Here is a 13,874-nt window from a genome sequence, read left to right as displayed (position 1 = left end):
GCTTGTTTGTGCTCAACATCAGTTACTATCAGTCACTTAGAATAACTTCGTGCTCTAACGCATTGTCGCCCCACTTGCGTCCCACCGGCAACCCTCAATAACCGGTTTAACCCCCACTTATTAAACTTAAAGTTCAGGTTGAGGATTGCCGTCACCCTGACCGCCACGGTTTTCACCAGGAGCTAATTGTCAGGCATTGATCTCAGCTTTGAATCTCAGCCCAGATCGCTTCGTTGGTTACCTGCCACAGCGGTTTGGCCCATTCGCCGAAGTCACGGTCAGTGAGCGCGACCATGGCCGTATCACCGGCAACCCACAGGTAGGTGCCACTCATACCGAAGTGACCGGCGGCATCGGCCGGCATGTTTGCGCCCATCCAGTGCGGGTTCTTTTCGCCATGAATCTCAAAACCCAATCCCCACGGGCATGGACGGTGCATGCCGTAGCCGGGCACGATGCCGCGCAGCTCAGGAAATTGCACGGTGCGCATCTCGGCCAAAGTATCCTCGTGAATAATCCGAGGGTTGAGCACCTCAGATGCGAATTTCACTAGGTCACCAACACTAGAGATAAGCCCGTGCCCGGCACTTCCCGCTAGGCGCGTGGAGTTCATCCCGAGCGGCTTCAGCAGACCTTCCTGCAGGTACTCCTCAAACGGCATGCCGGTGGCGTCGGCGACAATATCCGCCGCCCATTCATAGCCAGCGGAAGAATAAATACGACGATCTTCAACCGGGCGCTTGGCATCGCGGGAATCAAAGTCCACCCCGGAAGCATGTGACAGAAGGTGCCTTAGCGTCGATCCTTCAGGGCCCGCGGGCTGGTCGAGCTCGACCGCGCCTTCTTCGACAGCGAGCATAATACCCATGGCCACGACAGGCTTCGTAACAGATTTAATGTCGTATTCGCGAGCAGTGTCCCCTACTGTTTCAATCCCCGCAGGCGTAATTAAAGCCCCAGCAACATTGTCAGCTGGCCATTGCACAATCTTTTCTAATGCAGACATGCCCTCAACCCTACCTGGGGCGGCATGGTAGGCATCGAAAAGCAGAGCTTATACACGTTAAAAGTGAATAATAACGAATCGCCGATAGGTGAGTTTACTCACGTTCAAAATGCCAACTTGAGAGTCCAAAAAGCACGCCGTTATGCCCCGCATACAGGACATAAGGGCCGAAAAATAGTATCAATTAACTTTGGCGAAGAGCTTATTAATCTTTGCTGATTAATCGCCAATGGCGTTAACATGTCTTAGCTCGCATGCCCGTGCACCACTCCCTCGTCAATTGACGGGGGAGTTGGATTTTGGCACCGGCAATAAAAGCTCAATACTGAATAATGGAAAGAGAGTGTGTATGCATGGCTGAGTCTTATGATCCAAGCCTCCCTGAGCACGAACGTTCCAAACCACAAGTGAACAGGGAAAAACTCGGCGGAAGCCAGCGCAGCAATGTAGGGGTAGATCGCGAAGACAAGCGTCCTCCCAAAACCAGTGCGGAAATGCTCAAAGACGGTCCCACGATTGCTGACCGCAATGGCTCCAAAGTTAACTGGCAAGTTCTAGTTACCTCTTCACTGATCATCCTTGCCTTCTCCATCTGGGCAATTTTCGCCCCTGACAACGCTGCCGGCACGATGAAGACTATCGTGGGCTGGGTTGGCGTCAACGTCGGTTGGATTTATGTCGTCACTGTTACCGTTGTCATCGGCTTTGTTATTTGGGTGGCGATCTCCCCCGAGGGCAAGGTTCGCATGGGACCAGACCACTCCCGACCTCAATACAATCTTTTAACCTGGGCAGCAATGCTCTTCGCGGCCGGCGTGGGCATCGACATGCTCTTTTACTCCGTCGGCGGCCCGATCAGCCACTATGTTGATCCACCAAACGCGGAGCCCCGCAGCCCTGAAGCCCTGCAGGATTCCGTCATCTGGACGATGTTCCACTACGGCATGGGCGGCTGGGCCATGTACTCACTTCTTGGTATGGCGATGGGCTATTTCGCTTATCGATGGGGCATGCCCCTTTCCATCCGCGCCGCCCTGTATCCACTTCTGGGCAAGCGTGTACGCGGTCGCACCGGTGATGTGCTAGACATCATCGTGCTGGTCGGCACCGTGATGGGCGTTGCCACTTCCATGGGCATCGGCGTGGTTCTGCTTAATGTGGGCATCTCCATTTTATTCGGCCTGCCGCAGGGGCTGGGCCTGCAAATCGCGCTGGTGCTGGTTGCCGTGGTGGTCACCATCGCTGCATGCACCTCCGGCATGGACAAAGGAATTCGCCTGATCTCCGAACTCAACCTGTGGGTTGCTGGTGCGATGATGCTCTACATCCTGGTCACTGGCCAGACCGCATTCTTGCTCAACACCTTGGTAGAAAACGTTGGCCGCTTCTTCTGGACATTGCCAGAACGTTTAACTGAAACCATGGGCTACCAACTTGACGGCGCTGAATGGATGTCCGGTAACACCCTGTTCTTCTGGGCCTTTTGGCTGGCCTGGGGTCCTTTCGTGGGACTTTTCCTCGCGCGCATTTCCCGCGGCCGCACGCTACGTGAGTTCGTCATCGCCGCAATCACCATCCCAGTCCTGTGCGACCTGGTTATGGTCTCACTCTTCGGTAACTCCGCAATCTTCGAGGCCGTGTTCAAAAACAACACTGAGTTCGCCGACCTCGCGCTCGAAAGCCCTGAGCAGGGCTGGTACGCTTTGCTGGAAATGTTCCCCGGCGCCATGCTGCTGGTTGGTCTGGCTACCTTGTCGGGTCTGCTGTTCTACCTGACTTCTGCCAACTCCGGTGCGATGGTCATGTCCAACTTCTCCTCCTCCATTCCGGATCCTGGCGAAGACGGACCAAAATGGTTGCGCATCTTCTGGGCCATAGTCACCGCAGTATTAACTATTGCCATGCTCATGGCAGGTGGCGTAGTCACCATGGAATACGCAACGCTGATTTTCGCACTACCGGTAACCATCGTCGCTTATCTGGTGATGTTTTCCTTTACCCGCGCGCTGCGTATGGAACGAGCCGACCGCGAAGGCCACACCCGTCGCCGCCGCAGCGAAGCATCCACCGGTGGTCACACCCCGGATCGCACCATCCGCCAGCGTCTGGCCAGCTTGCGCTCTTACCCAGATACTGATGCTGCCGACCGCTTTAGCACCAAGACCGTGGTCCCCGCGTTGCGCACTGCCGCCGAGGAATTCCGTAAGGAAGGCTATGAAGTCACCGTGGAGACCCGCTACCAAGAAGGCACCGGTTTAACCGAAGCTTCCTTCCAGGTAGAAATCCCGGACCACCGCAGCTTCCTCTACGAAGTCGCACCTGTAGAAACCCCCGTGCCAATCTTCGGTGCCCGTCCGGCTCCGCAGATGAAGAAGTACTTCCGCATGGAAGTCTTCACACACACCGGTTCTGAAGGCTACGACCTCTATGGCGTGGACAAGCAGCAGGTCATCGATGACGTCCTTGACCGCTTCGAGTCCCACTTGGGTTTCCTTAGCTACTCTGCGGAAGCACTCAGTGACACCGTGATTACCCCACCAATCGAAGGCACTTCGCCTGTCGATGCCCCAGTGGAAGAAGTCACCGGTGACGAGCCAGAGGCACCAGTAGAAACCTTCGAGGAGTACTCCACGAAGTAGATAAATTAATAGCATCGCCGCGGCTCGCACACATCAAGATTCTCGAAGGTGCGCACCGCGGCTTTGTTATTCCTCCACTCCCCCGCATCGACTACGTCCTGAACCCCACATAAAACTAGCCTTGTAACTCTGCCCAGATAGCTTCATTGGTTTCTTGCCACAGCGATTTAGCCCATTCGCCAAAGTCGCGGTCAGCAAGTGCGACCATGGCGTAGTCATCGGCGACCCACAGGTAGGTACCACTCATGCCGAAGTGCCCGGCGGCATCGGCAGGCATATTAGTACTCATCCAGTGCGGGTCTTTCTCTCCATGGATTTCAAAGCCTAAGCCCCACGGGCACGGGCGGTGCATGCCATAACCCGGGACAATGCCGCGCAGGTCTGGAAATTGCACCGTGCGCATTTCCGCCAAAGTATCCGGGTGAATAATCTGTGGGTTGAGCACCTCAGAGGCAAATTTCACCAGGTCATCCACACTGGAGATAAGCCCGTGCCCAGCACTTCCTTTCAAACGGGTGGAGTTCATGCCTAATGGCTCAAATAGGCCTTCTTGGAGGTAGACCGGAAAATCCATGCCGGTGGCATCGGCAACAATCTCGGCAGCCCACTCGTAACCGGCGGAAGAATAAATGCGGCGGTCTTCTACTGGGCGCTTGGACTCGCGCGAGTCAAAATCCACGCCGGAGGCATGCGAGAGCAAGTGTCGCAAGGTGGATCCTTCCGGGCCAGCGGGTTGGTCCAGCTCGACTGCACCTTCTTCTACTGCCAACATCACGCCCAGGGCAACAACAGGTTTGGTCACGGATTTGATGTCATACTCGCGGGCAGTATCGCCCAAGGCTTCCACCCCGTTGGGTCCGATTAAGGCACCGGCAACATTGTCTACTGGCCATTGTGAAATCTTGTCTAGTGCGCTCATGCCCTAAACCTTACCTAGGTAAACACCTGACGTTCCGGGTCGAAGACCCCCAGCAGGTTAACGCCACGCTAATGACACAAGAACTTCCGCTTGTCCGGTTGCAGGGTTTATACAGGTGGCACATCATATCGATGTGAGAAAGATTTCGCGACGCAAGATTATCTACGCCGCTGGCACGGCTGCTGGCACCGCAGCTGCGGCCACGCTTACCGCCAGCAATATCCCCACTGCTTTGGCCAATCGGCCACAGCCGCAGCTGGCACCGCCGCCTTTTGCCCACGGTGTGGCATCGGGCGATCCCATCTCCAACTCGGTGGTGTTGTGGACGCGCGTTACCGCACCAGAGGCACAAGTCACCGTGCGCTGGGAAATCTCCTCCACCCAAGATTTCCACACCATCGTGGCCACGGGCGATGTCACCACAGATTCTAGCCGCGATTACACCATCCACGTGGATCCGTTTAGCCTGCAGTCAGCCACGGTGTATTTCTATCGCTTTATTGTCACCAGCGGCAGCTATTCCGGACAGGTATCTCCCACCGGTCGCACGAAGACCGCCCCTGCCCCGGGCACGTCGGTGGACCAGCTGACCTTGGCCGTGGCCTCGTGCGCCAATTGGGAATCTGGGTATTTCAGCGCATATCGGGATATGTCCAATAGAGCAGAGCTTTTCGATGCCACCTTATTCCTCGGCGACTACATCTACGAATACGCCTCCGGTGAATACGCCGGCAACGGGCCTGTCCGTCTGCACGATCCAGCACATGAACTGCGCACGCTCAATGACTATCGCCGCCGGTATGCGCGCTACCGCACCGATGATAATCTCCAGGCAGCGCACGCCGCCCTACCCTGGATTGCTGTGTGGGATGACCACGAAACTGCTAATAATTCCTGGGCCCACGGCGCCGAAAACCACGACCCGACCACGCAAGGTGAGTGGATCACTAGGCGCGATGCCGCCATGCAGGCCTACTTCGAATGGATGCCGGTCCGTGCAACGAGCCCTTCTGAAAACGGTCATATCTACCGCTCGTTTACCTTCGGAGATCTAGCCGAACTAACGCTGATGGACTTGCGCACCTACCGCGATGAGCAAACAAAGTCCCCTACTGTTGCTACCGACCCGACGCGCACATTGTTAGGCAGTGAACAATATAACTGGCTGATCAATAAGATTGAATCTTCTCATGTCGCCTAGAATGTTCTCGGCAATTCCGTGATGTTCGCCCCGCTTAACCTTGTAGCACTAAACAATAATCCGGATGTTTCTTCCGTCTCCAACGCGCTGAGTTCCAATATCAACAACCTGCCGCTCAATGGCGATCAGTGGGATGGCTACACCACCGAACGCGCCAACTTGCTGCAGGTTCTAGAAAAACACCATCACAACACCGGCGCTAACCCGCTTTTTCTCACCGGCGATATTCACACCGAGTGGGCGCACACCCTCCATGCACCAAACCAAGCTGCAGACGCCGGCCCACTGGGTGCGGAACTAGTCTGCTCTTCAGTATCTGCACCCAATGTGGATGAGATTCTGGGCATTCCACCGAACAATCCGCTAACCCTAGCGGCGCAGCAAATTATCCAAGCCGCCAACCCACATTGCCGCCACGTCAACCTCGTCCACCACGGCTATTCCTATGTGACGATTCGCCGCGAGGAAGCCGAGATGCACTGGCTGCGCGTCAACGCCATCGGTGACCCGCAAGCTCCCGTTAGCGATAAAATCACTCTGACCTGGCGTAAGGGCCAAGGCTTTACCTCGTAATGTTTACCCACACTAGATCTATCGCAGCGCTGCTTTAAGCTCTGTTCCAATCACCCGGCGCGCTACTTTCCCATCTCGAATAACTCCACCAACCTGCACGAATGGATGAACCTGCCCATTAAATTGCACGGCATTCACGGTGTTGCCGGCCTCCAACATCCGCCGCGCGTAGCTGCTTACCTCGCTAACTAACGGATCATGTTCAGCCGTAATCACTGTCGCCGGCGGCAGCCCTGCCAGATCCGGGTTCAGCCCCGGCGACATACGAACATTGCTCCGGTCCGCTCCGCCAGCGTAAGCGTCATAAAAGTATTCCAGCCTCCGGCGCGTGAGGTAATAGCCGTCCTCGTATTTCTGATGCGACGGGGTATCCAAGCTTGATAAATCCATGACCGGATAAACAAGTACTTGGTGCGCAATCTGCTCACGTCGCTCCTGCGCGATCACCGCCGCAATATTGCCACCGGCACTATCACCTCCGATAGCAATTCGCTTCGGCTCAATTCCCAGCATCGTTTCACCGGCGAGCACGCCATCGACTACTGCCAGGCAATCATCCAACGCAGCAGGAAAAGGATGCTCTGGCGCACGACGGTAATCCACGCTAATGCAGACCATTTCCGATGCCGCGGCGATATCGCGGACTGCCGGATCTGAAACCTCGACATCCCCTAGTACCCAACCGCCGCCGTGGAAGTAAATAAAAACCGGCTGGTCCTCTGCAGTTTTCTCGGCAGCTTCTGGGATATATACCCGCACGTTGACTCCACGAATAGTCGAATCAAAGACTGAGGCTAGTTCCGTCTTTGTCCCCCGCGAGCTACTTGCTCGTAATTGGTCCTGCCGGTTTTTCTCCGGCGTTTGGGTATCTAATTGCGGCGCATCACGCGTGGAATCCAGGAAGGCTTGGGCATCGGGATGTAGATAGTTCATGAATCCAGTCTGCCCTTATCGACGACACCGCGAGACCAGTTTCCCCGTGCTCTCCCCCAATTCCCGGGGGCAAGCCTCATCAATATTTTCCAGCAGGCGACATTTCATACGGTGATTTTCCTGGAATCGAACGTCCGAGGTAACTAAAGCGAAAGTCCTGCGCCCATGCACAATCTCTTCGTGTGCAAACACTCCAAGAAGCTTCACATGTTTAGCAACGGGGGCAAATATGACCAAGCCCATATTGAAGAATTAATAAACACGAATAAAGTCGTACTTAATCTTTTGTTTCTGACTTTTGGAGGAGTTTCATGTTCGTCACGTCAAAGCCCGGCACCAAGGCCCAGCGACTTTCCCCTGCGCACGAAGAAATCGTCAGAGCCACACTCCCTGCAGTCGGCGAAAAGATTGAGCTCATCGCGCATACCTTCTACGGCAAGATGTTCGCGGCTCACCCAGAGCTGCTGCGCGATACTTTCAACCGCGGCAACCAAAAGTCTGGCGAACAGCAAAAGGCTCTGGCTGCATCGGTAGCAACCTTTGCAACCATGTTGGTTGATCCCAACGCACCGGATCCAGTCGAACTCCTCAACCGCATCGCTCACAAGCACGTATCTCTGGGAATCACCGAAGACCAGTACCCGATTGTCCACGATCACCTCCTAGCTGCAGTGGCGGAAGTCCTTGGCGAGGCCGTCACTCCAGAGGTCGCCGAAGCATGGTCTGCGGTGTACTGGATTATGGCCGGAATCCTCATCGACCACGAGAAGATTCTGTACGCATCCGATGGCGTTGAGCCAGGTGACGTATTCCGTGAAGCCAAGGTCATCGAAAAGAACGAGCTGACCGAGCGCGTTACCGAATACGTCCTCGAAGGCGATTTCACCGAACCGCAGCCTGGCCAGTACACCTCCGTGGGCGTCAAGCTGCCCGATGGCGCACGCCAGTTGCGCCAGTACTCAATTATCGGTGGCGACTCGACTCAGTACCGCATCGCCGTAGAAACTGACGGCGAGGTCTCCAACCACCTGCGTGAGGCCGTGGACGTCGGTGACACCATCGAAGCCACCCTTGCGGCCGGCGAGCTGGTGCTGCAGGATTCCGACCGCCCAGCCGTGCTGATTTCTTCCGGTATTGGCTCGACCCCGATGGTGGGCATGCTTGCGCACCTGGCGCAGAACAGGACCAGCCGCGAGGTGCTCTACCTGCACGCCGATGACTCCGCCGAGTCCTGGGCACAAGAAGGCCACATCCGCGCGCTTGCTGGTCAGCTGGATAATTGCGAGCTCGTTTCGGCAGTGCGTAGCAACGGCGAGCTTCTTGATGTCTCCGCCCACAACCTCGGCGGCGCCGACGTCTACATCTGCGGCGGCACCAACTTCCTCCAGGCAATCCGCAGCAATATCGACAGCCTTGAGCCTGACGCGCAGCCAGCATCTGTGAAGTTTGAACTCTTCAGCCCTAATGATTGGCTGATTAACTAGGCCCTTTAGCTAAGCCCATTGAAACTTGCCTAGGCGCACACCATGACACTATCCAGACAGTGCGCCTAGGCTTTTCTAATCGTCGTTGAACCGCTTCCCCTATACGCGGTCAAGGGCGACTTTTCTGTACTGGAAAGCGAGCAACAATGCGCAGACCAACTGAGCACATAACCAGCGCCCACAGAGTCGGCCGAATCAAGCTTCTTCAGAACGACCCAGATAGATATTTTGAGAATAAGCGCAGGGTAGACTTTGGAAGCCCGTCCAGTGCCAATCCAAAATCTCACCCTCTGCCGCTTCACTAGAATGTTAGGCTCCGCAGCTAGGTTGCCCACATGGGCACACGACTCAAAAGTAAACCCCCTGACCTGTGGAAAGGGGGATTTTGTGGGGCCAGCGGGGCTCGAACCCGCGACCAGCGGATTATGAGTCCGCGGCTCTAACCGACTGAGCTATAGCCCCAGCACGTAGCAGCGCAACTGGGCTAAAACACCCGTCGGCGTGCACGCTGGAATCATTATATATGGACGAGTTTCTCGGGCGCTAAATGCCCCGCTTTAGCCGCTCCTCCAGAACGTCAGTAGGTCTGTCCTGGTTCGCATTCTTAAAAAGCGATCACCGAATTGCCCGACCAGACCGGATATCTCGTCGGGGTGCGCGTGATTGCCTCCTTGCGGCGCGGAGGCGGTTAGATGAGGTCCATCGCTCCCATGCTGCTCAGGTGGTGCGAGTTGCCCAGAAGTTTTCCGCCTGGGGTCTGTAAGCGGACTTTGCCGCGGTGGCGGCGCATCCTGCCGCGACTCGGTCGTTTTCGTTTCTTGCGGCCGGGCTTTGCTGGGCCGTCATCATCATTCACACCGTTGTGGTACTTACACAACATCGTCAGATTGGACGGTTTCGTATGCCCGCCGTGTTTGTGGGCATCGATATGGTGGACTTGGCACCTATCGGCAGGGATATTACAGTCGGGCCAGGGACAGACGAGATTTTCTGCCATGGCTAAAGTGCGCAGCTTGTCTGACGCGAACCGTGCTTCGTAGAGATTGACCGGCCCAGCAGTGGGATGGAAGAGCCCTACATAGAGCTTGTCGCCCAGAGCGCCTTCCATCGCAGCATTGATGAACTCAGTTCCGGTCATCGTCGTGCCGTCGGATAAAGCGACGATGACGTCGTCGCCATTGCCGCACGAGACTTTGGCGAAGTCATCCAGACCAATAGCGATGACGGTGCGGTATTCGGGCTTGATGAGACCGGTGCCGTGTCCTTCGACTAAGTCCCAGAAGGGCTCGAGCAATGCCTCGGAGCGTGGCTGGTCATCGTCTTTGATGGCAGCGTCGAGGGTCTTTTCTAAGTCAGTAATACGGCGCTGAGTATCGGTGATGCTAATCGTGCGTAGTCCGTCTACAGCGCGGCCGACGCGGACGCCGCGTTGTTTGGGTTTGTCGCCCCCTTCTTCGGTGACACGCTGTTTGCCGTGCTCGTCAACTTCGTCCAGGGTGCCTTCGTAAGCGATGAGTTCTGCGCGCAGTTTCCAGGCAGCACCGCGGGTTTTGAGCTTCTTAGCGTGCTTGTCGACTATCTCTAAATATTCGATGCTTAATCCCCTCTGCTCTGCGAGAGCGACAGCGTCTCGCTGGACACGGGGAGAGTCGGTGGGGCCGAAGAGTACATCGGCAAGTTTGACGTATTTTCTGGCAGTGGAAAGCTTCATCACGCCACTGTCTAAATCGTATGGGGAACACTCATAGACATCGCGGAGGATGGTTACTCCGCTGGTGGTGAAGAGTTCTAAAATCTGTTGACCTTTCATAACTTCGACACTAAAAGGCGAACGCAAGCCCGCGCTAGTGCAAGCTCAAAAATCTGTGGATAACTACGTTGACGCGTCACGCAACTGCCGAAGTTATCCACAGGCGGCACAAAGTGCACGAGGTGGCTACCCTAAAAGTATGTCCAAAGCACTGATTATTGTTGATGTCCAAAATGATTTCTGCCCTGGTGGTTCCTTGGGCACCGAACGCGGTGATGAGGTGGCGCACGGAATTAATGAGCTGCTTCAGTCTGAGCACGACTATGACGTGATTGTCGCGACGCAGGATTGGCATATTGATCCGGGAACGCACTTTTCCGAGCAGCCTGATTTTGTTGATACGTGGCCGGCGCATTGCGTGGCCGATTCCGAGGGCGCGCGCATGCACCCGGATGTGGATGTGTCGCAGATTCGGGAGTACTTCCGCAAGGGTGAATACACCGCGGCGTATTCGGGGTTTGAGGGGCATGCAGCGTCCGATGGCTCGACGTTGTTGGCGCAATGGCTTAACGATGCCGGCGTCGCAGAAGTCGATGTAGTAGGCATCGCAACCGACCATTGTGTGCTGGCCACATCAAAAGATGCACTCAAGGAAGGCTTCGCGGTTTCGGTGATTGCAAATCTGTGCTCGTCGGTGGATAAAAACCGAGGTGAGAGTGCTCTCATTGAGCTTGAAGAAGCAGGCGCACATATCATACGATAGTTGGAGATAACTAGTTTATAAGTATTAACGTACAGGAGCATTCGGTATGTCGAGCGCGGTAGTTTCCACCACTCAAGGCCACCCGAACGCTCCTACTGCAAAGCGCTCTAACGCAAGGGCTAAGACGCGCCGCTCCCAAGGATGGATGCCCAACCAACACGGCGCGTGGTTCATGTTGTTTATCCCGCCGCTGATGGGCCTCATTCTGCAGCCCTCGTGGGCGGCACTGCCCTTGCTGATTACGTGGTGGGCCGGGTATTTCACGTATTTCGCCATCACTATTTGGGTCAAGGGCCGTTTGCGCCCAAAGCATCTGCCGCCGGTACTTACCTACGGTGCGATTACTGCGCTGGCGGGGATCGCGGCGCTGATTACGCAGTGGCAACTGATTGCTTGGCTGCCAATCTTCGCGCCGATTATCGTAGTTGCCGTGTATGAAACCATCAAACGCCGTGAGCGCTCACTGGTTTCTGGCTGGTCGACGGTGTTGGCGGCGGCGATGATGTTGCCGACGGTGGCATCGATAAGCACTAACGGCACACCAGCTGCCGTAAGTGGGGATCTCTGGTGGGCAACCGCCTGGTTCGCACTGTATTTCGGCGGCTCTATCTATTACGTCAAGACGCTGATTCGCGACTTCGGCAGCCGTTCGCGCTTTATCCAATCCGTAATATTTCACGCGATAGTCTGTGTCGCCGCGCTCGGCTTGGCGTTCGCACAGCCACACACCTGGCCGGTCGCGGTCGTCGGCGCGCTGCTTGCCGCACGCAGCTACGCTGTGCCGCGCATCGCCCAGCGTCGCGGCAAGCGTATCCCGCCGAAGTATGTCGGCATGGTTGACGGCGTCGTCACGGTATTCGTGGTGGTTGCGGCCTTCGCAGCATTTGGCAGTTAACTTTAGGCCACCTTTCAGAAAACCGGCCTAAAGTCGGTTTTATGAACCTTGAGTATTTCCTGTTTCGTCTGTGGGAGATGGTCGTTGACCACGTAATCCCGCTGGTTGCCCTTCTATTACTGGCCATTTTAGTGCCGCGGCTTGGGCGGTTAACGGTCAGAATTATTGAAGGAAGGCTCGATGAGGAGGAAGAATCCACCAAGTCGCGCTTAGCACTTTTAGGTGCTTTGGTTTATGTCGTTCAGATTGTCGCCTACTTCATTATTGTCTTGTTGGCGCTCTCTAATTTGGGCGTGCCGCCGCTTGGCGCCGCAGTGCCTGCAACGATTGTCTCGGCTGCGGTTGGTTTTGGTGCGCAGAGCATCATCGGGGATTTCCTTTCGGGCTTTTTCATTTTGTCGGAGCGCCAATTTGGCGTGGGTGACTATGTCAGCTTCGATGGCACCAGCACCGCGACAGAAGGCACCGTCGTGGCCTTGACCTTGCGCGCGACCAAGGTGCGCACGCCGTCGGGTGAGGTGGTGATGATTCCTAATGGTTCTGCAGGGGTTGTCACCAACTATTCGCAGGAATGGTCGCGCGCGGTGGTCAACTTCGATGTGCCTGTGCGCTCAGGGGAAAACCTTGATGACATTCATCGCACCATTGAAAAAACGGCCAAGCAAGCTATCAAAGACCCCTCGATTTCCGAAGACGTTGCAGGCGAAGTCGAAATCCTCCCCGCTACCGCGCTGACCTCCCCTACCGCCGCTGGCCAGCCATGGCGGGTAAATTTCCGCGTGCTCGTAGTCGTAAATCCCGCGCGCCAGTGGGCGGTCGAGCGCGGTATTCGCGCCGCATTGCTCAATGTATTTTGGGATCACTTCCGCACGCCTTTCGAATCCCCCAATGGGGAGTTCACACGGGAGATGGGGGTTGCATCGCTAAGCGATGCTCCCACCGAGACCATTCCCGTTGACCCCTCCGCGGATGACGCCGCACCTTCAGTGGAAGATACCCAGGATGCTGCGGAAGCGGCCGCGCGCGATGAAAAAGCGGACGAGGACATCGCACCTGCCGCCAAAGACGACGGCCCTGGCCGGCCATCGACGACCGTCATGCCGGATGCCGATACCGACGACGCTTCCGAGGACTGCGCTCAAAGCGTCACCGATTCTAAGCGCCGCGATTTCTGGCGCACCGACGCCTACGATAAGCGCTGGAAGAAGGCCTTAAGCTTTGGCGGGCGCATTCGCCCCTCGACTACTGGTCTGCTTATGGCGCTACTTTTAACCGGCGGCTTGGCGCTGGCCTCCTCGAACCCAGAAGACGGCAACGCCGGCGTGCTTTCGCCAGCCTACTGGCAGCAACGCTCTGCGGCCGAGTCCAGCGAAGTAGAAACCACCGAGGAAGAACCTGTAGAAACTCCTGCCACCGTACCTTCCTACCAGCCGCAACCGGAGCCATCGGTGCAGCCGGATGTCACCGAGCAGCAGCTGCCCGAGGACGCTACCGAAAACCAAGAGCAGCAAGATACCAGCGATTCCACGCAGCAGTCTCAAAGCTCCACGCCTAATAACCGCACGCCAAACCAAACGCCACAATCAGTGGCCCCGCAAAACCCTCAGGGCACCGCGGAGAGCTCGCCTAACGATGCAGACGCCACCTCCGGTACTGACAACTTCCAGGTCCCTGAACCCACCGAGGAGAACTAGAAGATCGGGAACTGTCG

9 protein-coding genes, 1 tRNA gene and 1 pseudogene are annotated in these 13,874 nt (G+C 56.3%); 6 read left to right on the top strand and 5 right to left on the bottom strand.

Translation table 11 applies throughout. The annotated features are described in order from the left end of the window. Window positions 1–202 precede the first annotated feature (202 nt). Window positions 203–1,006 carry a serine hydrolase domain-containing protein gene (locus CSTAT_RS04355; RefSeq protein ID WP_075722607.1) on the bottom strand — a complete coding sequence of 268 codons (804 nt, stop codon included), beginning with the start codon at window positions 1,004–1,006 and terminating at the stop codon, window positions 203–205. Window positions 1,007–1,359: 353 nt separating this feature from the next. On the opposite strand from CSTAT_RS04355, the gene betT reads away from it, so the two are divergent. Then, on the top strand, window positions 1,360–3,645 hold the full coding sequence (betT, locus tag CSTAT_RS04350) for a choline BCCT transporter BetT (RefSeq protein WP_075722606.1): 2,286 nt from the start codon (window positions 1,360–1,362) through the stop codon (window positions 3,643–3,645). Between the two features lie 115 nt (window positions 3,646–3,760). Here the strand turns inward: betT and CSTAT_RS04345 are convergent, their stop codons facing one another. Continuing rightward, on the bottom strand, window positions 3,761–4,564 hold the full coding sequence (locus CSTAT_RS04345) for a serine hydrolase domain-containing protein (protein WP_075722605.1): 804 nt from the start codon (window positions 4,562–4,564) through the stop codon (window positions 3,761–3,763). Between the two features lie 115 nt (window positions 4,565–4,679). Between CSTAT_RS04345 and CSTAT_RS04340 the strand changes: the two are divergent. Further along, window positions 4,680–6,338 (top strand): annotated as a pseudogene (locus tag CSTAT_RS04340) (alkaline phosphatase D family protein). An 18-nt stretch (window positions 6,339–6,356) separates the two neighbouring features. Here CSTAT_RS04340 and CSTAT_RS04335 read toward each other — a convergent pair. Further along, window positions 6,357–7,271 (bottom strand): alpha/beta hydrolase, encoded by a 915-nt coding sequence (locus CSTAT_RS04335; protein WP_075722604.1) that lies wholly within the window; start codon window positions 7,269–7,271, stop codon window positions 6,357–6,359. A 311-nt stretch (window positions 7,272–7,582) separates the two neighbouring features. On the opposite strand from CSTAT_RS04335, the gene CSTAT_RS04330 reads away from it, so the two are divergent. After that, the gene (locus tag CSTAT_RS04330) at window positions 7,583–8,755 is read left to right on the top strand and encodes a globin domain-containing protein (protein WP_075722603.1); all 1,173 of its coding nucleotides are present in this window, start codon (window positions 7,583–7,585) and stop codon (window positions 8,753–8,755) included. Window positions 8,756–9,143: 388 nt separating this feature from the next. Here CSTAT_RS04330 and CSTAT_RS04325 read toward each other — a convergent pair. Continuing rightward, window positions 9,144–9,217 (bottom strand) — tRNA-Ile (locus tag CSTAT_RS04325). Between the two features lie 226 nt (window positions 9,218–9,443). Continuing rightward, window positions 9,444–10,565 carry an HNH endonuclease signature motif containing protein gene (locus CSTAT_RS04320; protein ID WP_075722602.1) on the bottom strand — a complete coding sequence of 374 codons (1,122 nt, stop codon included), beginning with the start codon at window positions 10,563–10,565 and terminating at the stop codon, window positions 9,444–9,446. Between the two features lie 139 nt (window positions 10,566–10,704). On the opposite strand from CSTAT_RS04320, the gene CSTAT_RS04315 reads away from it, so the two are divergent. From CSTAT_RS04315 to CSTAT_RS04305, 3 genes are read left to right on the top strand one after another with little or no spacing between them, the layout of a single operon-like run. After that, the gene (locus tag CSTAT_RS04315) at window positions 10,705–11,268 is read left to right on the top strand and encodes an isochorismatase family protein (RefSeq protein WP_075722601.1); all 564 of its coding nucleotides are present in this window, start codon (window positions 10,705–10,707) and stop codon (window positions 11,266–11,268) included. Window positions 11,269–11,314: 46 nt separating this feature from the next. Beyond that, the gene (locus CSTAT_RS04310; RefSeq protein ID WP_083640674.1) at window positions 11,315–12,163 is read left to right on the top strand and encodes a YwiC-like family protein; all 849 of its coding nucleotides are present in this window, start codon (window positions 11,315–11,317) and stop codon (window positions 12,161–12,163) included. Between the two features lie 41 nt (window positions 12,164–12,204). Beyond that, window positions 12,205–13,857 carry a mechanosensitive ion channel family protein gene (locus CSTAT_RS04305; RefSeq protein ID WP_075722599.1) on the top strand — a complete coding sequence of 551 codons (1,653 nt, stop codon included), beginning with the start codon at window positions 12,205–12,207 and terminating at the stop codon, window positions 13,855–13,857. Window positions 13,858–13,874: the final 17 nt, after the last annotated feature.

The sequence above is a fragment of the Corynebacterium stationis genome (genome assembly GCF_001941345.1).
In the GTDB taxonomy this organism is placed as follows: Bacteria; Actinomycetota; Actinomycetes; order Mycobacteriales; family Mycobacteriaceae; genus Corynebacterium; species Corynebacterium stationis.
The sequence above is the reverse complement of the archived record's forward strand: the minus strand, read 5'-3'. Positions and strand labels throughout refer to the sequence as shown.

Coding starts and splice junctions, on each gene's coding strand:
- CSTAT_RS04355 (WP_075722607.1), bottom strand. CDS start 1,006: ATGTCTGCATTAGAAAAGATTGTGCAATGGCCAGCTGACAATGTTGCT.
- betT (WP_075722606.1), top strand. CDS start 1,360: ATGGCTGAGTCTTATGATCCAAGCCTCCCTGAGCACGAACGTTCCAAA.
- CSTAT_RS04345 (WP_075722605.1), bottom strand. CDS start 4,564: ATGAGCGCACTAGACAAGATTTCACAATGGCCAGTAGACAATGTTGCC.
- CSTAT_RS04335 (WP_075722604.1), bottom strand. CDS start 7,271: ATGAACTATCTACATCCCGATGCCCAAGCCTTCCTGGATTCCACGCGT.
- CSTAT_RS04330 (WP_075722603.1), top strand. CDS start 7,583: ATGTTCGTCACGTCAAAGCCCGGCACCAAGGCCCAGCGACTTTCCCCT.
- CSTAT_RS04320 (WP_075722602.1), bottom strand. CDS start 10,565: ATGAAAGGTCAACAGATTTTAGAACTCTTCACCACCAGCGGAGTAACC.
- CSTAT_RS04315 (WP_075722601.1), top strand. CDS start 10,705: ATGTCCAAAGCACTGATTATTGTTGATGTCCAAAATGATTTCTGCCCT.
- CSTAT_RS04310 (WP_083640674.1), top strand. CDS start 11,315: ATGTCGAGCGCGGTAGTTTCCACCACTCAAGGCCACCCGAACGCTCCT.
- CSTAT_RS04305 (WP_075722599.1), top strand. CDS start 12,205: ATGAACCTTGAGTATTTCCTGTTTCGTCTGTGGGAGATGGTCGTTGAC.